Genomic DNA, 18,538 nt, shown 5'->3' with positions numbered 1-18,538 from the left:
ATCAGCCGAAGCGGATCATCTCCGCCCCCTCCATCAGCGGCGCCTCGCCCCGCAGCAGCGGCTCAAGAAAGGCGCGAATACGCGCGGCCGACGGCGGGCAGCCCGGCAAATAGAAATCCACGGGCACCACCTCGTGGAGGGGCAACACCTGGGGCAGTAGTTCCGGCACGATCCCCGGAGCGTGCGGCATGACGCCACTGTCGTCGGCCAGCTCCAGGTAACCGCGGCGCAGCACCGGCTCGGCCCCACCCAACATGTTGCGCATGCCCGGCACGTTGGCGCTCAAGGCGCAGTCGCCGAACGACACCAACAGGCGGGTGCGTGCGCGCACCTGGAGGATCAGCGCCAGGTTGTCACTATTGGCGACGCCTCCCTCCACCAGGCAGAGATCCACGTCTTGGGGGTACTCCTTGCTGTCGGAAGCCACCGGGCTGAACACCATGTCCATGCAGTCAGCCAGCTCGATCAGCCACTCATCGAGATCAAGGAACGACATGTGGCAACCGGAGCAGCCGGCCAACCAGACGGTGGCCAGACGCAGCTTGCCGTTGATGCTGCCGGTAGTGCTGACTGAGGGGGAGCTCATGGCGGCGCCCCTTGGCGCGCCTGACGGGCCCGCAGCAGGGCGACCAGCTGGCTGGGATCCTCGTGCTTCTCCTCCACCGTGTCGCCCTTGGGGAAGAGGGCGCCGGTAGGGCAGACCATCACGCACTTGCCGCAGTCGGTGCAGGCATCCACCGCTCCCCAGGGCTGATCGAGCCCGGCGATGATCCGGCAGTGCTCTCCCCGCCAGGCCACGTCCCAGACGTGGGCGCCCTCCACCTCGTCGCAGACCCGCACGCAGCGGGTGCAGAGGATGCAGCGGTTGTGGTCGAGCCCAAAGCGCTGGTGGGAGAGATCCACCGCGCGATCAGGGAAGCGGTAGGGCAGGCGGGAATGGTCCATGCCCACCTCCACGGCGCGGTCCTGAAGCTCGCAATGGCCGTTGGCCACGCACACCGCGCAGACGTGGTTCCCCTCGGTGAACAGCAGTTCGATCACCGTGCGGCGGTAGTCCCGCAAAGTGGGACTGTCGGTGCGCACCACCATCCCCTCCAGCACGGGGGTGATGCAGGCGGGCTGCAACTTGCCGCTGCCCTCGATCTCCACCAGGCAGAGGCGACAGGCCGCCACAGGGCTCAACCCCTCCAGGTGGCAGAGGGTAGGAATGGCGATCCCCACCTCCCGGGCCGCCTCCAGCAGGGTGGCGCCGACGGCCATCGCCACCGCCTGGCCGTCGATCGTCAGGGTGGAGACACTCATGGCGCAGCCTCGGTTGCACGCGCAGCCACGGGCTTCAGCAGGGCCACGTACTCCTCACGGAAGAAGCGCAGGGTGCTCAGGACCGGCTTGGGAGCGCTCTGGCCGAGGCCGCAGAGGCTGGTGTCTTTGACCATGTGGCAGAGGGCCTCGAGCTGGGCCAGGTCCGCGGCAGTGGCGTCGCCGGCCAGGTGCTTCTGCAGCAACCCATGGAGCTGGACGGTGCCGGCGCGGCAGGGCACGCACTTGCCGCAGGATTCATCCCGGCAGAACTCCATGAAGAACGCGGCGAGGGCCACCATGTTGGTGCTGTGGTCCATCACCACCATGCCGCCGGAGCCCATGATCGTGCCCAGTTCCTGCAACGAGGCGTAATCGACCGCTGTGTTGAGCTCGGAAGCGGGCACGCAGCCACCCGAGGGGCCACCGGTCTGGACGGCCTTGATCGTGGAGCCTTCGGGAGCACCGCCCCCCATCTCCTGCACGATCGTGGCCAGGCTGGTGCCCATCGGCACTTCCAGCAGTCCTCCCCAGCGCACGTTGCCCGTCAGTGAGAACACCTTGGTGCCTTTGCTGCTGGTCGTACCGATCGCTGCATACCAGTCGGAACCCTCCCGCAGGATCGGCACCACGTTGGCGAAGGTTTCGACGTTGTTGATCAAGGTGGGCAGGCCGCCCACCCCCTGCTCGGCCGGGTAGGGCGGCCGTGGTCTGGGGGTGCCGCGCTTGCCTTCGATCGAGTGGATCAGGGCCGTTTCCTCTCCGCAGACATAGGCCCCAGCCCCGACCCGCAACTCCACCGTGAACTCAAAGCTGGAATCGAACAATCTCTGGCCCAGCAGGCGGTGGCGCTGGGCCTGCTCAATCGCCCCGCGCAGGTTCTCGATCGCCAGGGTGTATTCGGCGCGGATGTAAATGAAGCCTCGGCTTGCCCCCACCGCAAAAGCGGCGATCGCCATGCCCTCCAGCACCCGATGGGGATCCCCCTCCAGAACGCTGCGGTCCATGAAGGCGCCCGGATCACCCTCATCGGCATTGCAAACCACCACTTTGTGGTCACCGGGCATCTTGGCAACGGTGCTCCACTTCAGCCCCGTGGGATAGCCGGCCCCGCCGCGTCCCCGCAGGCCACTGCGGTAGATCGTCTCCACCACCTGCATCGGGGTGAGCTCCTGAACAGCTCGACGCAACTGGTCGTAAGCCCCCCGCTCGATCGCCGCCTCGATCCGCTCCGGGTCAATCAGGCCGCAGTTCTCCAACACCACGCGTCGTTGGCGGGCAAAGAAAGGCCGACTGGTGTCAAGCCGCTCCCCGCGCCCAGGGGTCCAGGCGAGGGGCCGCCGCTGCCCATCGATCGCTTCCAATTCCCAGCGACGGACCAGAGCCGCAATTAGCCCAGTGGCATCCTCCGCCCTGACACCGGCGAAGAGCGCTCCGTCTGGGTCAACCGCCAGCAACGCCCCCTGGCTGCAGGGTCCCAGGCAACCGACGCCCCTGATCTCTATCCGGTCGACCAGCTCAAGACAGGACACTGCACGCTGCAGGGCCTGCCTCAATTCGGCCGCACCGCTCGCCAGGCAGCCTGCCGAGGTGCAACAACGCAGGCACAAGGGGGCTGGGGGTGCTGTCATCACCGCAGACTCCGCACGGCTTCCAGTACGGAGGCGACGGTCTGCTGCTTGGCCACCACCCCATCGATCACCACCAGCGGCGCGGCGCCGCAGGTGCCCAGACATCGAACGGAGCCCAGGTCTATTGATCCATCGGCCCTGCTGCTGCCCAGGCGGATCCCCAGCTCCTGCTCCAAAGCTTCCACCAGGCGACCGGCTCCGATGACGCTGCAAGCTGTGCCAGTACAGACCGTGCAGTTGTGCCTGGCCGGTGCCTGGAAACGAAACAGGTGATAAAACGAGGCGGTGCCAAAGACCTGGCTGAGCGGCAGCCCCAGGTTGCGGGCGACATGGCGCAGCAGGTCATCACTGAGGTAGTGGTAAGTCTCCTGGGCGTGATTGAGGACCTCGATCAGGCTGTCTGGGCTGCGCTGATGCCGAGCCAGAATCGACTGCAAAGCTTCAAAGCCTGATACCTCTTCAGCAGAGGCCTCAGCGGACCGTTCGGTTGGGGCACTGGGCATGACGCTGTCGCAACCCTCAATCCAGCGTAGGAAGTCGTAGCGGTTCGGACTGATCTCGCTGTATTCCTTCGTCTTTTCTGAATCTTCCCTGGCCTGGCTGCGCCGGCGGGGCCTTTCCCTAGGGTTGAACACGCGCATAGTTTGCGGGGCATATGGCTGAACTGGCTCGCAACCGGCAGCTCGTGGTCCCACTCGAGGCCATCGGACTCACCGACATCCCCAGCGTTGGTGGCAAAAATGCCTCGCTGGGCGAACTGATCCGCGAGCTCTCGGCCCAGGGGGTGCGCGTGCCCGGGGGGTTCGCCACAACCTCAGAGGCCTATCGCCTTTTCCTGAGCCACAACGGTCTCGATCAGCCGCTGCGTCAGCTGCTGAGCCAGCTCGATTCCACCGACCTGGGCGCCCTCCAAGCCGCCGGAGCGGCCGCCCGCCAACGCATCCTGGCGGCGTTTCTGCCGGAGTCACTGCAGCAGGCGATCACTTCGGCCTACGCCGATCTGCGCCACAACGAAGGTGTCGGGGATGGCGAATCCTTGAGCGTGGCGGTGCGCTCCAGCGCCACCGCCGAGGATCTCCCCGATGCCAGCTTCGCCGGGCAGCAGGACACCTTTCTGAACATCCAGGGAGAGGCGGCGCTATTGGATGCCTGCCGCCGCTGTTATGCGTCGTTGTTCACGGATCGGGCCATTTCCTACCGCCAGAACAACGGTTTCGACCATCTCGAGGTGGCGCTCTCGATCGGCGTGCAGCGCATGGTGCGATCCGATCTGGCCGCCGCTGGAGTGATCTTCACGCTCGACACTGAAACCGGCTTCCGCGACGCGGTGCTGCTCACCGCCTCCTACGGCTTTGGTGAAAACGTGGTGCAGGGAGCGGTGAACCCCGATGAATACCTGATCTTCAAGCCCACGTTGCAGCAGGGCCATGCACCGATCATCAGCCGCCGACTGGGCAGCAAGGAGATCCGCATGGTGGGAGTGGAGTCTGCCGATCCTGGAACCTCCACGCGCAACGTGCCGGTTGCGGATGTAGATCGTCGCCGTTATGCCATCGGCGACGACGAAGTGCTGACCCTGGCCCGCTGGGCCTGCCGAATCGAGCAGCACTACAGCAGCCAGCACGGGGTGCCCACACCGATGGACATCGAGTGGGCCAAGGACGGCCTCAGTGGCGAGCTGTTCGTCGTGCAGGCTAGGCCGGAGACGGTGGAATCACGCCAGTCGTCGGCCGTGCTGCGCAGCTGGCATCTCGAAGCCCATGACGCCGAACTGATCAGCAAGGGACGGGCGATTGGTGCCTCGGTGAGCAGTGGCCGGGCCCGAGTGATCGCCGATCCCACGGGAATCGACCAGTTCGAGAATGGTGACCTGCTCGTCACCAACCGCACCGACCCCGACTGGGAACCGATCCTCAAAAAGGCTGCCGGGGTGATCACCAACCAGGGTGGCCGCACCTGCCATGCGGCGATCATCGCCCGTGAAATGGGCATCACCGCGATCGTCGGCTGCGGCGACGCCACCACAACCATCGCCGATGGAGAAACGGTCACGGCCAGCTGCTGCGAGGGGGATGTGGGTCGCGTCTACCGAGGAGCGCTGGCCTACCGCCTGGAGGAACAGGACATCGGCGATCTTCCCTCCACCCGCACCCAGATCCTGGTGAATGTGGGCAACCCGGAGGATGCTTTCAAGCTGGCGGCCATCCCCTGTGATGGCGTTGGGCTGGCCCGATTGGAATTCATCATCGCCAATCAGATCAAGGTTCACCCGATGGCCTTGCTGGAACCTGAGCGGGTCAGCGACCTTGAGCAGCGCGCCGCGATTGCCAAGCTCACCGCCGGCCACCCCCATCCAGCGGACTATTACCTCGACCTGCTCAGCCAGGGCATGGCTCGCCTGGCTGCCGCGTTTTATCCGCGTCCAGTGATCCTGCGATTCTCCGATTTCAAGAGCAATGAATACGCGAAGCTGCTGGGCGGCGCAGACTTCGAGCCCCACGAAGAGAACCCGATGATCGGCTGGCGTGGCGCCTCCCGTTATGTCGCGCCGGCCTTCCGTGAAGCGTTTGCCCTGGAATGTGCGGCCCTCAGGCATGTGCGTGAGGACATGGGCCTCAGCAATGTGATCCCGATGATTCCGTTCTGTCGAACGCCGGAGGAAGGTGACCGGGTGCTGGCCGAAATGGCCCGCCATGGCCTCAGGCGGGGCGTGAACGGGTTGCAGGTGTATGTGATGTGCGAGCTGCCCAGCAATGTGATCGGAGCTGAGGCCTTCGCTGAACGGTTTGACGGCTTTTCGATCGGCTCCAACGACCTCACCCAACTCACCCTGGGCTTGGATCGCGATTCAGCTCTGGTGGCCGATCTCTTCGACGAGCGTCACCCCATCGTCAAGGACATGATCCGAATGGCGATCCGCACAGCCAGACGCTGCGGCCGCAAGATCGGCATCTGCGGCCAGGCCCCGAGCGACTATCCCGAGTTTGCCCGCTTCCTGGTGGAGCAAGGCATCGATTCGATCAGCCTGAATCCCGACGCCGTCGTGCAGACCCGCCTGGCGATCGCAGCCCTGGAGCAGGAGATGGGCGTAGCGGCGAAGCTGAGCTGACGCCTGCGGGTCCCAACCTTCACACTTGGAGGGCTGCCTTCGGCACGCCGCACCCTCCCCTCTCGCCCATGCTCACCATCGAATCGATCGAACTGCTGCTGCTGGTGGCAGCGGTGGTGGCCATGCTGGCCCGCAGGCTGCGACTGCCTTACAGCGTTGGCCTGGTGCTGGGGGGGATCGTGCTGGCGTGGCTGCCCTTCGCCCCCGATCTCAGCCTGACGCGGGAGTTGATCTTCAACGCCTTCCTGCCGCCCTTGATCTTTGAGGCGGCCCTCTACATCGCCTGGCCAGCGCTGCGCAAGGACCTGCCGGTGGTGCTCACCCTGGCCACCCTGGGGGTGGTACTCTCCGTCGGGGTCACCACGCTTGGAATGCACTATTGGGCCCACTGGAGCTGGCCGGCGGCCCTGCTCTTCGGTGTGCTGATCTCAGCCACCGATCCGGTTTCGGTGATCGCCACCTTCAAGGAAGCCGGCGTGCATGGGCGGCTGCGGGCACTGGTGGAGGCCGAAAGCCTCCTGAATGACAGCACCGCTGCAGTGGGCTTCAGTGTGGCGATCGCCTTGGCCACCGGCGCCGCGATCACACCGCTGGGCACCGTTCAGTTCCTGGCGGTCACGATCGTTGGCGGCGTGGCCTGCGGCGGCGCAGTGGCAGCAGCGGTCCTGGCCCTGGCCGGCCGTACCGAGGATCCCCTGGTGGAGATCACCTTCACCACCATTGCTGCGTACGGCTCCTTTTGGCTGGCGGAATACCTGGACGTGTCCGGGGTGCTGGCCACCCTCACCGCCGGAATCATGATGGGCAACCTCGGCCCATTGGGCGCCATCTCGCCGAAGGGACGCGAGGCCGTGGTGTCGTTCTGGGACTACGCCGCCTTCGTGGTGAACTCGCTGATCTTCCTGCTGATGGGGATGCTGGAGGCGCACCAGAACTTCACCGAGGTGTTGCTGCCGATCGGCATCGCCATTGTTCTGGTCACTGCGGGGCGGGCCCTGTCCACCTATCTCTGCTGCAGCCTGTTCCTGGGTTCAGCGCTGAAGGTGAAAACCAGCCACCAGCACGTGCTCTTCTGGGGCGGCCTGCGCGGCGCCCTGGCCCTGGCCCTCTCGCTGGGCCTGCCCACCACACTCCCCTACCGCGACGCCGTAGTGACCGTGGCCTTCGCCGTGGTGGCCTATTCAGTGATCGTGCAGGGACTCTCGATCACGCCGCTGATGCGCGCCCTCGGCGAGATCGGACCGGCCAGCGCCGACAACCTTGGAGAGGCCTCTCCTGAGGCCAGCGGCTGAAGCTTGAAGGAACCCAAGCGATCGCCCTGTCACAGAGCGCAGGGCTGAGGAACGGGAGTTGGGTGAGTTGCAACGATTTTGAAAGTGGAGCCAAGCGGATTCGAACCGCTGACCCCCTGCATGCCATGCAGGTGCTCTACCAGCTGAGCTATGGCCCCTTTCGGGTCCAACATTACAGCTCGGGCGGCCCCCTAGACCTGGCGCCAGACCGCCACCAGCTTCCCTTGCACGGCCACCTGTTCGGCCTCGATCAGCAGCGGCGCATAGGCGGGGTTGGCGGCTTCCAGGCGCACCATCGCCCCTTGCCGGTGGAAATGCTTGAGCGTGGTGCCCCGGCCCTCCACCATGGCGGCCACGATCGTGCCGGCCTTGAGCCGGCTGGGCTCGTTGACGGGCTCCATCAAGACCACATCGCCATCGTCGATGTGGGCGGCGATCATGCTGTCCCCGTTCACGGTGAGGGCGAACAGGCCGCGGGTATCGAGCAGGGGCTGGAGATCGAGCCGCTCCTGGATGTCATCGAAGGGCTCCACCAAGCCGCCAGCCGCCACGGTGCCCAACATGGGAATGCCCTGGAGATGGCCACCCAGCAGCTGCAGGGTGCGGGCCTGGCCCTCCTGCCAGGTGATCCAGCCCTTCTGCTGCAGGTGGCGCAGGCGGCTCTGGATCGGCGCCGGCGAGCGCAAGCCCATCGCCTCCATCATCTGGCGGATCGAGGGGCTGTGGCGATGGCTGTCGATGTAACTGGCCAGCCACTCGTAGAGCTCCTGCTGGGCCGAGGTGAGCGTGGCCTGGGGAGCAGGCGAATCCGAATCGAAGGAGATCACCAGCTGGCCTCAGACACCGTCAGTACATTTGTGCCACTAATTGGCGCCAATGTCCAGCCCCGGCAGGAAGTCAGAGCCCGCCCAGCAGAGCGGCCAGCAGCGCCTGCTGAGCATGGAGGCGGTTTTCGGCCTGGTCGAACACCCGGCTGGCGGGCCCATCGATGACGCCGGCGCTGATCTCCTCACCGCGGTGGGCCGGCAGGCAATGCAGCACGATGGCGCGCGGATCGGCCGCCGCCAGCAGGGCTTCATCGAGGCAGAAGCCGGCGAAGGCCTGCTCCCGTTGCCGTTGTTCCTGCTCCTGGCCCATCGAGGCCCAGACATCGGTGTAGAGGGCGTGGGCACCGCACACGGCAGCCACGGGATCGGTGGTCAGCTCCAGGCTGCAACGCCCCGCAGCCAGGGCCCTGGCCTGCTCCAGCACGGCTGAATCAGGCTGGAAGCCAGCTGGAGAGGCGATCCGCACACTCACCCCCAGCAGGGCTCCGCAGAGCAGCAGCGAGTGGGCCACGTTGTTGCCATCGCCCACGTAGGCCAGGCACAGGCCATCGAGGCTGCCGAAGGCATCTTTGAGGGTCAAAAAATCAGCCAGGGCCTGGCAGGGATGCTCCAGGTCGGTGAGGGCATTGATCACCGGGATCGAGGCCCAGTGCGCGTAGTCGAGGAGATCCTGCTGGGCGAAGGTGCGGATCGCCAGGGCATCCACGTAGCGGCTGAGCACCCGGGCGGTGTCGGCGATCGGCTCGCCACGGCCCACCTGGGTGACAGCGGGGTTGAGATCGATGGTCTGGCCACCGAGGCGGGCCATGGCCACCGAAAAACTCACCCGGGTGCGGGTTGAGGCCTTGGTGAAGATCAGACCTAGCTGCCGGCCCTTCAGATCGATCTGGCGGGCGCCACTCCTGAGCTCATCCGCCAGTTGCAGCAAGGCTTGGGCCTCGTCAGAGCTGAGATCGGCGCAGGAGAGCAGGTCACGTCCCCGCAGGGCTGCAAGGGCCGGAACGGGGCTGGTGATCGGAGGGCTCATGACCCCATTCCAAAGATCCCTTATCCGGGATCAGGGGCCCCGGCGTCAAGTACCGGGGCCTTTCGTTCCCTTGAAAACCAGCCCAGCTCAGCCGGCCACAGCGGCTGGTTCAGCCTCGGCGGCCTCTCCCGGCAGCTGAGCAGCCCCCGGCAGGTGGCTGGAGGACAGCAGGTTTTTGAGATCATCGCCCTCGATCACCTCTTTTTCGAGGATCTTGCCGGCGATGTCATCGAGCAGGGAGCGGTTGTCGTGCAGGATCGCTAGGGCCCGCTCATGGGCCCGGTCCACCAGGCCGCGCACCTCCTTGTCGATCGCCTGGGCCGTGGCATCGCTCACAGAGCGGCGCGGGTTGGAGCCGCCGCCAAGAAAGCGATTGCCACCCTGTTTGTCGTAGGCCAGGGGGCCAAGCGTGTCGCTCATCCCGTAGGTGCCCACCATCTGTTCGGCGATGTCGGTGGCCCGCTGCAGGTCGTTGGCGGCGCCGGTGGTGACTTCACCAAACACGATCTCCTCAGCCGAGCGGCCTCCCAGCAGGGTGGCGATCTGACCTTCAAGGTCTTCCTTGGAGTTGAGGAACCGTTCTTCCTGGGGCAACTGCAGCGTGTAACCGAGGGCGCTCATGCCCCGGGGCACGATCGAGATCTTGGCCACCTTGCTGCCACCGGGCATCAGGTGCCCAACGATGGCGTGACCCACTTCGTGGAACGCCACCACGCGCTTCTCATCGTCTTGGAGCACCCTGCTGCGCTTCTCTAAACCGGCCACCACCCGCTCGATCGCCTCATTGAGATCTTTCTGCTCCACCGCCAAGCGCATGCCGCGTGCCGCGAGCAGGGCCGCTTCGTTAACCAGGTTGGCCAGATCGGCGCCCGCAAAGCCACTGGTGGCCTGGGCGATGCGATCGAGATCGACAGCCTCGGCCAGCTTCACCTTCTTGGCATAGATATCTAGAATCATCTTGCGGCCGGAGAGATCGGGCCGATCGACCAGCACCTGGCGGTCGAAGCGGCCGGGCCGCAGCAGCGCAGCATCCAGCGTTTCGGGCTGGTTGGTGGCGGCCAGCACGATCACCGGTTTGTCTGTGGAAGCAAAGCCATCCATCTCGGTGAGCAGTTGGTTGAGGGTCTGCTCGCGCTCGTCGTTGCCGCCGACCACGCCCATCGAGCCGGAACGGGATTTGCCGATCGCATCGAGTTCGTCAATGAAGATGATGCAGGGCGCTTTTTTCTTGGCTTGCTCGAACAGGTCGCGCACCCGAGCGGCGCCGGCGCCGACAAAGAGTTCGACGAATTCGGAGCCCGAGATGATGAAGAAGGGAACTTCGGCCTCACCGGCCACCGCCTTGGAGAGGAGTGTCTTGCCTGTGCCGGGAGGGCCCACCAGCAGCACCCCTTTGGGGATGCGGGCACCGATCGCCGTGTAACGCTCGGGTTTTTTGAGAAAGTCAACGATTTCAGCCAGTTCAGCCTTGGCCTCATCCACACCGGCCACATCGGCGAAGGTGACGCGCGACTCCTCATCGGGCACGTAGACCCGGGCCTTGGATTTGGTGAAGCTCAACGCCCCCTGGGCTCCGCCGCCGCCCATCTGGCGTCGCGCGAAGAACTGCAGCACCAGGATGAAGATCAGCGGCGGCACCACCCAGCTCAGCAGCGTGGTGAAGAAGTTGGGCCGCTTCGGCGGCGCGGCGGCGAATTCAACGCCCTTCTGCTCCAGGCGCTGGGGCAAATCCATGTCGAAGATCGGCGTGGTCGCCAGCACCGAGGGGCTTCCCTCCGGTGCATTGCTGAGCTCGTAGCGAATCTGGTCCTGGGTGATGAAGGCCCGCTTGACGTCGCCGTCATTCACCTGATCGATGAACAACGAATAGGGGACCCGTGGCACCTGGGCGGCTTGATTGGGCAGGAAGTTGCTGAACAGCAGCAACACGCCGAAGCCGATCAACACGAGGTTGATGATCCCGAATCGCCGGTTGGGGCGATTGTCGTCCTGGCGGAGGGCCATGGGTGTGCGGCGCTGGAATGGGGCCAAGCTAGGCCGAGCCACCGCGGCCATGCCCGTCGGGGCGGGGGTGAGAACCGAACGTGATCTGCTTCTCCCATGTGTGGTCGCTATGCGCTGAGCACCGAGTTCGACAAACTGCCGCCGCTGCTGCGCGACAGCCTGCCGGCTGCCCTGGCCGCCCATTACGCCCCGATGACCGAGGTGCGGCCGGGTCAGCCGGTGCTGGGCCTGCGCCAGGAACATGGCCAGATCGGCGCAGCCCTGCTGCTCTGGGGGTTGCTGCCGGAATGGTCCAAGGATCCACTGGGCGCCACCCGGCCGATCAATGCCCGCAGCGAAACCGTGGCAACCAGAGCCTCCTTCCGGGGCCCCTGGCGCCATCGCCGCTGCCTGCTGGCGGCTGATGGCTTTTATGAATGGAAAGGCCCGCCCGTGGCCGGGCGCAAGCAGCCCTGGCTAATCCGCCGCCGCGACCGGCGGCCGTTCTGGCTGGCCGGCCTCTGGGACCGTTGGATCGGAGCCGATGGCAGTGAGGTGGAAAGCTGTTGCCTGCTCACCACCGCGCCGAACCGGTTGGTTGCCCCGATCCATGGCCGCATGCCGGTGATCCTGCCCGCCGGCTTGGAAGAGGCCTGGCTGGCGCCTGCCGATGGCCCCGGACTGCGGGCCCTGGAGCCGTTGCTGGGCTGCTGGGATCCCCAGGGCTGGGAAGCGCTGCCGTTGGGCGCCAGTTTCCATCAGCTTGATCTGCTCGGCTGACCGTTTCGAGACAGGCCCAGAATGGCTCCACTTTCGAACGGTGTCCCGTCCTGCTGAACACCTGGCTTCAGGCCCGATCCAACGCGCTCAGCCCGCTCGCGCGACTGCGTCGCCGGCATCGCTTTTACCGGAACCTGCTGCTACTGCTGCTGCTGGTGATGGTCTGTCTAGCCCTACCCCAGACCCTGCGCTGGCTGGGGGCCCTGGCCTACAGCCTGACCACGTTGCTCCTGTTGCTCTCCCTGGAAGGGCACACCCGCCACGGTGGCCGGGGCCATCGGCTGGGACGCTCCTACCGCCTGTTGGGACTGGCGACGCTCGTCTCCCAGTGGTTCTGGTATTTCACACCGGTGGTTGAACAACGAAGCGGTCTGCCGGTGATGGCTCTGATGTCCATGTTCGTGGCCTGGAGCCTGCTGCGGCTGGTGGGATATCTGGCCGAAGAGCGGCGGATCAACGGCCAGGTGCTGATGGGGGCGGTGGCCGGCTATCTGCTGCTGGGGCTCACCGCCGGCATGCTGTTGACCGTGCTCGAAACGGTGCAACCCGGCAGCTTCAGCAGTTCCCAACAGGCCCTTGGTCTGGAGCTGCCCAATCAGCTGGCAGCCGAGAACCCTTTGCAGAGGATCTGGGAGCTGGATTTTGTGCGTCTCAACTACTTCGCCTTCGCCACAATCACAACAGTCGGCTACGGCGATGTGTTGCCCACCACGCCGATCGCCCAGATCACCAGCATCGGCTTCGGGGTGATTGGACCTTTCTACCTGGCGTTGGTGATGGGGCTGCTGATCAGCCGCTTCACCATGCAGGACAGACCTGATTATTCCAACCCGCCGGCAGCGGCTGCGATCGAAGCCCAATCCGCTAAGACAGGCGAATCTGCGCCGCCGCCACCTTGAGCCTCCAGCAACTCGATGCCTTTCTGCTCCAGGCCAGCCTTCAACCACAGCTGCAGGCCAGGTTGAACGAGCCACTCGAGCTGGCTGATTTCCTCATGCTGGCCCGAGGCGAAGGCTACGCCGTGGAAGAAACAGACCTGCTCGAAGCCCGCGAACGCGAAGAATCCCAGCGGAGCGCCAGCGAATTGCAGCAACGGGCTGGTGACGATGCGCGTCGGCTGCGCAATTTCATTCCCGGCTGAGCGGCCGTTGGGTTCAGCGGATCAGCCCGGCCGGCGGCCGGATGCTGCGTTCCTGCTGCAGGCTGCGCTGGGCCAGATGGGCGCTGACCAGCAGCAACAAGCCAAGTGGCAGCGCCAAACGCCAGACAGCACCTGGACGGGACGGCCAGCTGGGACGGGGGAACCGCCGCGCCGGCCCGCGCCCTGACGAGGCCTGGCCGGGGCCCAGGGGCATGCTGCATTGGCCGCAGACCATGCGACCAGCCAGACTCCTGTCACGGCGCACATTCCAACTTCCGCAGCGGGGACAGGACATCGTCGAAATCGGGGGCGAAGGGTCAGGGGAACGCAGGTTGAAGGTTTAGGTTCAGGGCCGGTCAACCTTCGCCGGTTCCCTGAACACAGCAAAGGCGGCGAAAACTCCACCAGCAAACCCGGAGGCATGGCCGATCCAGCTCACACCCGGCGGTGAGAAGAAGGGAAGCAGACCCGGCAGAAAGCCGCCATAGCTTATCAAGCTGAACACGGAAAGGGCCAGCACCAGGGGTCGCCGCTCCAGAAAACCGATCACGGTCAGGTATCCCACCAGGGCAAACACCACGCCGGAAAGTCCATGGCTGCCGCTGGGCCAGAACAGCCAGACCGGAATCGCCATCAGGTAGGTCCCGAGCCAGACGGCCATGTAGTCGGAACGGCTTTTGGCCAGCACCAGCCAGGAGAGGGGCAGAAACCAGAGGCTGTTCCCGAACAGGTGGCCGAAATCACTGTGACTGAAGGGCGCAGCTCGGTTTCAAGTGGTCGTCGCAACACCTCATTCACTGAGGGATTTTGGGATGACGAGCAAGCATCAGCGGCAGATGGCCGTTCGCTCGATGAGGGGGAAAATCCCCTCTCCTGGCCGTCCCTCGACAGCTCAGCACAAGCATCGAGTTCTTTTCTGGATGGCGATCGCTCAGGGGTTATCGAGCGAGAATGCCGCATCCGAGGCGGGCATCCCTCAAGCGATTGGAACGCGTTGGTTCCGCAATGCTGGCGGGATGCCTCCGATCGATCTGAACCCGCCTTCGGGCCGTTTCCTGTCCTTTTCTGAGCGGGAGGAGATAGCCATCCTCTGGGCGAGGAATCTGGGAGTCCGCGCCATTGCCCGTGAGCTGGGTCGCTCCGCCTCGACCATCTGCCGAGAGTTGCGCCGTAATTCCTCAACACGCAGCAATGCGTTGGCCTATCGGGCCACAACGGCACAGTGGCATGCTGAACGTCGCGCCAGACGTCCCAAAGTTGCCAGGCTCGCCGGGAACGGCCACCTGCGTAAGTATGTCCAGGAACGGCTTTCTGGCCAGATCACCCGCCCGAACGGTGATGTCGTGCCGGGTCCTGTTACAAGCTGGATCGGCCGCAGGCATGGTCGTCGTCAGGACCGGCTTTGGGCGACCTCCTGGAGCCCGGAGCAGATCTCGAACCGGCTCCGTATCGATTTTCCTGATGATGCGTCGATGCGGATCTCTCATGAGGCGATCTATCAGGCTCTCTATGTTCAGGGCCGTGGAGCGTTGAAACGGGAACTTGTCGCGTGCCTGCGCACTGGGCGTGCCCTACGTGTTCCTCGCGCAAGGCGCCAGGCAAGCGGCAAGAACTTCCTCACCCCGGAGGTCATGATTTCCCAGCGGCCGGCCGAGGTTGACGATCGCGCCATTCCGGGGCATTGGGAAGGCGACCTCATCGTGGGGCTCAAGAGTTCAGCGATTGGAACGCTCGTGGAGCGCACCACCCGATTCACCCTGCTGCTGCACCTGCCCCGCATGCAGGGCCATGGAGAACAGCCACGGATCAAGAACGGCCCCCCACTGACCGGACATGGTGCAGAGGCGGTTCGCGATGCGATCGCTGCAACGATCGACACGCTTCCTGCTCAGCTGCGCAGATCCCTGACCTGGGACCAGGGAGCTGAGATGGCACAACACGCTCAACTCCGCATCGACACAGGCCTGAGGATCTTCTTCTGCGACCCGCATAGCCCCTGGCAACGCGGGTCGAATGAAAACACCAACGGGCTGCTGCGGCAGTACTTCCCAAAAGGTACTGATTTGTCCCGACACTCCCGTAACGAGCTTGATGCCGTCGCCCTGGCACTCAATACACGCCCACGCAAAACCCTCGGATGGAGGACCCCTGCTGAGGCCCTTGACAATCATCTGAGGGCTTTGTGAAATCCCCTTTCTAATTCGCGACGGTGTTCTCGCGCATCGCTGCCATCGGACCTAAGCGACAGATCTGGCATTCTGTTCTCCCTGAAAACCACTGTGCATACTGGCTTTTGGATCCATAGGCACCGTCTGTTGAAACGATCATCAAGTGAGCCGGTGATCCATTTTTCCCTCTGAACAAACCGCCTTGGCGGCAAGCGGGGGCGTCAGCCACCGATTGCCGACGAGGTGGAACCGCCCGCAAGCGGGCGGGGCCCAGCCGCTGCTGCTCGTTACTAACTGATCGAAAAGAAATTTAAAAATGATGCAGCTGAGAAAACCCGTATCTACAAGCCCTTATGCTCCTTTTCCAACCCGGTGTTGCGACGACCGGTGGAATCCACCCAGTCAGCACGCCGAGGAACGGCCCGCCCGGCAGCATCGGCAGATTCCACTGGCCAGCGAAGAACAGCTGGTCCACCAACTCCTGGCCCCAGGCCAACAGCAGCAGCAGCACGGGGATCAGGGCCGTCATGCCCAGCCGGGCCAGGGCCCGATCGAGACGCAGCGATATCCGATCGGAGGGTGATGGAGCCATGGTGGAGCCATTGTCGTCAATGGAGAGGCCAAATGGAGGCAACCCAGGCCGAGAAGGCCGCCGACTACCCCCGGCCTCCGGCGCTGCGCGTCAGCCACTCCCATGTGCTGGTGCGGGCCCTCGGTGAGCTGCTCTGCGAGACCCAGCTGTCCTTGCAGGTGCTCGAAACCTTCCATCCACCCACCTACTACCTGCCGCCCGACGCCGTAGCACTGGATTGGCTTGAGCCCGTGCCCGGCCGCAGCTTCTGCGAATGGAAAGGTGTGGCCCATTACTTCGATCTGGTGGTGGGAACGCAGCGGATCAAGCGAGCTCTCTGGCACTACCCCGAGCCAACAGCGGCCTTCGCGGCCCTGGCCGGCTGGTATGCCCTCTATCCAGCCCAGATGGACGGCTGCTGGGTGGATGGAGAGCGGGTACGACCCCAGCAAGGGGGCTTCTATGGCGGCTGGATCACCAGCACCGTCAGCGGCCCGTTCAAGGGAGATCCGCTCCACCCGGAACTGATCTGAGCGTCAAGGGGTTAGTATGGACTTGTCGGCCGTAGCTCCTTAGGGGGGCCGATTATTCCATCCAAACCACGTCAACTGTTCAAACCTCTGGCTTTCGGCCTGTTGGCTTACAGATTGACAAGTCTTCAAAGAGCACCCTTTATGGGTTCTCGCCCAGGTTTTGGCCTTGATCGCAGACTCTGTGAGACGATCCAACTTTGAAGTAGCACTCTTGAGTGATACTCTTTGAGTAGAAACTTAGCTTTCAAACAAACCTAAACTTTGAGTTAGAATCATCTTCCAGAGGCCAACTAACAGCTGAAGATTGAAGATTGAAAGCAAACTTTGAGTGAATCGATCCGCAGCGTTGGTTTTTTGTTGATCGCCTGAGTGCTCCGCTTCAGCACCAGGTCAAGCCAAAGAAGTTTGTTTTGTAGAGAAGCTTGCCCTCCAGGCGGCAAGCGTTCTCAAGACCTCTCAAGCAAGCTCACGCTTTCTTTGGTCACTCTCAATGAGCGTCAGCGGATGGATGTTGCTGTTCCTTTTCTTTTATCCCTCAAGACCATGAAAACCAAGACCAAATCAAAATCTGCCAATCCACGCCTGGTTTCAAGCGGCCAGAAGCGGCTCGAGCCAATCGCCCCGATCAGCCCCTGGCTCGTTAGCTTCCCCCACATCAAGTCAGCTGTGAAGGCGGGATCTGGCTCGGCCCCCAGCTGGGCCGAGTTGCTGGGCGAGCGCTAAGCCTGGGCCGCTTGAACCTGCTCAACGGATTGCAGGCTGTCAGTGCTCCGATCCCAGAGGATGAAGGCAAAGCAATCCGGAATCTGACGCACCGTCAGGGTGGTGGCTCCGGTTAACAAGGACGCATTGCGTTGATGGCAAGCGCGGAGGTGGTAATTCGGGATCCGCGAACAGAGATGGTGGATGTTGTGATAGCCAATATCTGCTGTGAACCAATTGAGGATGGCTGGCAGGCGCAGCAGACTGGTGCCATCAATGGCTCCAGTCAGCGAATTCCAGCCTTCTGTTCGATGGGCGTAGGAGCCCTCGAAATTGTGCTGAACAAAAAAGATACAGATGAACAGGGCTGCTGAGCAGGCCATCACGACCGAATACAAGCTCCAGAACAGACCTGCACCAACCAAGCGTGAGAGGATGATCCAGCTGGCAACGACGCAGATATTGTTGAGGACGAGATCCTGAAACTCAAGAGTGGTATACCAATACTTAGGCTTGTAGCTAGTCCAGATCGAGTTAAGGCTGCTGCGGATATCGGCTTTCAAGCAAGCCATGGCATGGCCAGCGAAGTGAAACAAGCCCAGCAGAAGGGCCACTCTCGGCTTGATCACCAAATAGAAGAATCCACCCGGGAAGAGCATCAAGGGATGGCGAAGGAATTGATAAAATCCTTGCTGGAAAGGGGTCATCTTCAGGAAAGTTTCACTGCTCACCAGCGCCGAAGGTCCTCGGTAGAGGTCCCAGTTTCCATTGTGTTTGTGGTGAAAAGCATGTCCCCTTGACCAGGGGTACTGAGGTATCGCGTTGATCACACCCAAAAGAAAACCAACCAAGCGATTCATACGCTTGGAGCGGAATAGCGATTGATGACCGCAATCGTGCATCAACGAAAAGCAGCGACCCGAAAACAGAACCATCAGCACGAGCAACGGTGGCGTCAGCCAGATCGACACCCTCGCCACATAGATCACCGCGACCCACAGCAGCCCATAGGGAACAAGGGTATTGACGATTTGCCAAGTGGCCCAAAGATCATTGCTCCTCACATAGGGAGCCAATACAAAATCCGAACGCTTCACAGCCGCTGGCTCAACTTGAGCCGATGTCACCAGCGATGGCGCGATTTGGTTTGTCATCAACGGGAGTGATCCAATAAGGACATCGAAAGGCAGGCTTTGTGCCGGTTCAGGGCTGAACTGGGCCGCGAAACAGGCCAGCAAATGGCAACCAAGTTGATCGGCAGGCAGGCCAGTCAAGAATCCAGCCAGGGGGCCAACGAACGGTCGGTCAATCAGTAGCGAAACTATATTGTGATCATAGCAACAAGACGATGGATGTCGATCGGAGTTGATCGGCTTCGATCGAGAGATGAAATCGACGACATCAAATTGGCGGCGCCCAAGAACCGCTCCAGGACCGCCAAGAACCCAGGTGGTCATTGGGGTCATCAAGGCTTT

The 18,538-nt window shown here is 63.4% G+C and carries 17 protein-coding genes, 1 tRNA gene and 2 pseudogenes; 8 read left to right on the top strand and 12 right to left on the bottom strand.

Annotated elements, in window-relative coordinates:
- Nucleotide 1: 1 nt before the first annotated feature.
- Genes BM449_RS12335 through BM449_RS12320 form a run of 4 tightly spaced genes read right to left on the bottom strand, consistent with a single transcriptional unit; the run spans nt 2 to nt 3,433 of the window.
- Complete coding sequence (locus BM449_RS12335) at nt 2-586, bottom strand: oxidoreductase (protein WP_071801467.1); 585 nt, start codon at nt 584-586, stop codon at nt 2-4.
- Complete coding sequence (gene hoxU / locus BM449_RS12330; RefSeq protein ID WP_071801466.1) at nt 583-1,302, bottom strand: bidirectional hydrogenase complex protein HoxU; 720 nt, start codon at nt 1,300-1,302, stop codon at nt 583-585. Before hoxU ends, BM449_RS12335 begins: the two co-directional genes overlap by 4 nt.
- Nucleotides 1,299-2,930, bottom strand: a complete 1,632-nt coding sequence (locus BM449_RS12325) for a NuoF family protein (protein WP_071801465.1) — start codon at nt 2,928-2,930, stop codon at nt 1,299-1,301. Before BM449_RS12325 ends, hoxU begins: the two co-directional genes overlap by 4 nt.
- On the bottom strand, nt 2,930-3,433 hold the full coding sequence (locus BM449_RS12320) for an NAD(P)H-dependent oxidoreductase subunit E (RefSeq protein WP_071802263.1): 504 nt from the start codon (nt 3,431-3,433) through the stop codon (nt 2,930-2,932). Before BM449_RS12320 ends, BM449_RS12325 begins: the two co-directional genes overlap by 1 nt.
- A 152-nt stretch (nt 3,434-3,585) precedes the next feature.
- Between BM449_RS12320 and ppsA the strand changes: the two genes are divergently transcribed.
- Both ppsA and BM449_RS12310 read left to right on the top strand, forming a co-directional pair.
- The gene (ppsA, locus tag BM449_RS12315; RefSeq protein WP_071801464.1) at nt 3,586-6,039 is read left to right on the top strand and encodes a phosphoenolpyruvate synthase; all 2,454 of its coding nucleotides are present in this window, start codon (nt 3,586-3,588) and stop codon (nt 6,037-6,039) included.
- Between the two features lie 68 nt (nt 6,040-6,107).
- Nucleotides 6,108-7,331, top strand: a complete 1,224-nt coding sequence (locus tag BM449_RS12310; protein WP_071801463.1) for a cation:proton antiporter — start codon at nt 6,108-6,110, stop codon at nt 7,329-7,331.
- Nucleotides 7,332-7,416: 85 nt separating this feature from the next.
- Here the strand turns inward: BM449_RS12310 and BM449_RS12305 are convergent.
- The 4 genes from BM449_RS12305 to ftsH all read right to left on the bottom strand — a co-directional run bounded on the left by BM449_RS12305 (nt 7,417) and on the right by ftsH (nt 11,189).
- Nucleotides 7,417-7,489, bottom strand: a tRNA-Ala gene (locus BM449_RS12305).
- Nucleotides 7,490-7,522: 33 nt separating this feature from the next.
- Nucleotides 7,523-8,155 carry a transcriptional repressor LexA gene (gene lexA, locus BM449_RS12300; RefSeq protein ID WP_071802262.1) on the bottom strand — a complete coding sequence of 211 codons (633 nt, stop codon included), beginning with the start codon at nt 8,153-8,155 and terminating at the stop codon, nt 7,523-7,525.
- Nucleotides 8,156-8,228: 73 nt separating this feature from the next.
- On the bottom strand, nt 8,229-9,185 hold the full coding sequence (gene argF, locus BM449_RS12295) for an ornithine carbamoyltransferase (RefSeq protein ID WP_071801462.1): 957 nt from the start codon (nt 9,183-9,185) through the stop codon (nt 8,229-8,231).
- Between the two features lie 87 nt (nt 9,186-9,272).
- On the bottom strand, nt 9,273-11,189 hold the full coding sequence (ftsH, locus tag BM449_RS12290; protein ID WP_071801461.1) for an ATP-dependent zinc metalloprotease FtsH: 1,917 nt from the start codon (nt 11,187-11,189) through the stop codon (nt 9,273-9,275).
- A gap of 96 nt (nt 11,190-11,285) precedes the next feature.
- Between ftsH and BM449_RS12285 the strand changes: the two genes are divergently transcribed.
- The 3 genes from BM449_RS12285 to BM449_RS12275 all read left to right on the top strand — a co-directional run bounded on the left by BM449_RS12285 (nt 11,286) and on the right by BM449_RS12275 (nt 13,089).
- A complete protein-coding gene (locus tag BM449_RS12285; RefSeq protein ID WP_071801460.1) occupies nt 11,286-11,948 on the top strand; it encodes an SOS response-associated peptidase in 663 nt (220 codons plus the stop codon).
- Between the two features lie 158 nt (nt 11,949-12,106).
- The gene (locus BM449_RS12280) at nt 12,107-12,847 is read left to right on the top strand and encodes a potassium channel family protein (protein WP_071801459.1); all 741 of its coding nucleotides are present in this window, start codon (nt 12,107-12,109) and stop codon (nt 12,845-12,847) included.
- Nucleotides 12,844-13,089, top strand: coding sequence for a Nif11-like leader peptide family RiPP precursor (locus BM449_RS12275; RefSeq protein ID WP_071801458.1), 246 nt, complete (start codon nt 12,844-12,846; stop codon nt 13,087-13,089). Before BM449_RS12280 ends, BM449_RS12275 begins: the two co-directional genes overlap by 4 nt.
- A gap of 13 nt (nt 13,090-13,102) precedes the next feature.
- Here BM449_RS12275 and BM449_RS15090 read toward each other — a convergent pair whose 3' ends face one another.
- Both BM449_RS15090 and BM449_RS12270 read right to left on the bottom strand, forming a co-directional pair.
- Complete coding sequence (locus BM449_RS15090; RefSeq protein WP_145537250.1) at nt 13,103-13,384, bottom strand: hypothetical protein; 282 nt, start codon at nt 13,382-13,384, stop codon at nt 13,103-13,105.
- Nucleotides 13,385-13,435: 51 nt separating this feature from the next.
- Nucleotides 13,436-13,849 (bottom strand): annotated as a pseudogene (locus BM449_RS12270) (rhomboid family intramembrane serine protease); the annotation flags it as partial.
- Between the two features lie 76 nt (nt 13,850-13,925).
- Between BM449_RS12270 and BM449_RS12265 the strand changes: the two are divergent.
- Nucleotides 13,926-15,275, top strand: coding sequence for an IS30 family transposase (locus BM449_RS12265; protein WP_162922824.1), 1,350 nt, complete (start codon nt 13,926-13,928; stop codon nt 15,273-15,275).
- A gap of 382 nt (nt 15,276-15,657) precedes the next feature.
- Here the strand turns inward: BM449_RS12265 and BM449_RS12260 are convergent.
- Nucleotides 15,658-15,792, bottom strand: a pseudogene (locus tag BM449_RS12260) (rhomboid family intramembrane serine protease); the annotation flags it as partial.
- Between the two features lie 89 nt (nt 15,793-15,881).
- Here BM449_RS12260 and BM449_RS12255 point away from each other — a divergent pair.
- Together BM449_RS12255 and BM449_RS12250 are read left to right on the top strand one after the other, a co-directional pair.
- A complete protein-coding gene (locus tag BM449_RS12255) occupies nt 15,882-16,361 on the top strand; it encodes a DUF427 domain-containing protein (protein WP_071801457.1) in 480 nt (159 codons plus the stop codon).
- 504 nt (nt 16,362-16,865) lie between these two features.
- A complete protein-coding gene (locus tag BM449_RS12250) occupies nt 16,866-17,084 on the top strand; it encodes a hypothetical protein (protein ID WP_162922882.1) in 219 nt (72 codons plus the stop codon).
- Here BM449_RS12250 and BM449_RS12245 read toward each other — a convergent pair.
- Nucleotides 17,081-18,337 (bottom strand): fatty acid desaturase, encoded by a 1,257-nt coding sequence (locus tag BM449_RS12245; RefSeq protein WP_233830729.1) that lies wholly within the window; start codon nt 18,335-18,337, stop codon nt 17,081-17,083. The genes BM449_RS12250 and BM449_RS12245 overlap by 4 nt on opposite strands.
- Between the last annotated feature and the right edge of the window lie 201 nt (nt 18,338-18,538).

The sequence above is a fragment of the Synechococcus sp. SynAce01 genome (assembly GCF_001885215.1).
Lineage (GTDB): Bacteria > Cyanobacteriota > Cyanobacteriia > PCC-6307 > Cyanobiaceae > Regnicoccus > Regnicoccus frigidus.
The sequence above is the reverse complement of the archived record's forward strand: the minus strand, read 5'-3'. Positions and strand labels throughout refer to the sequence as shown.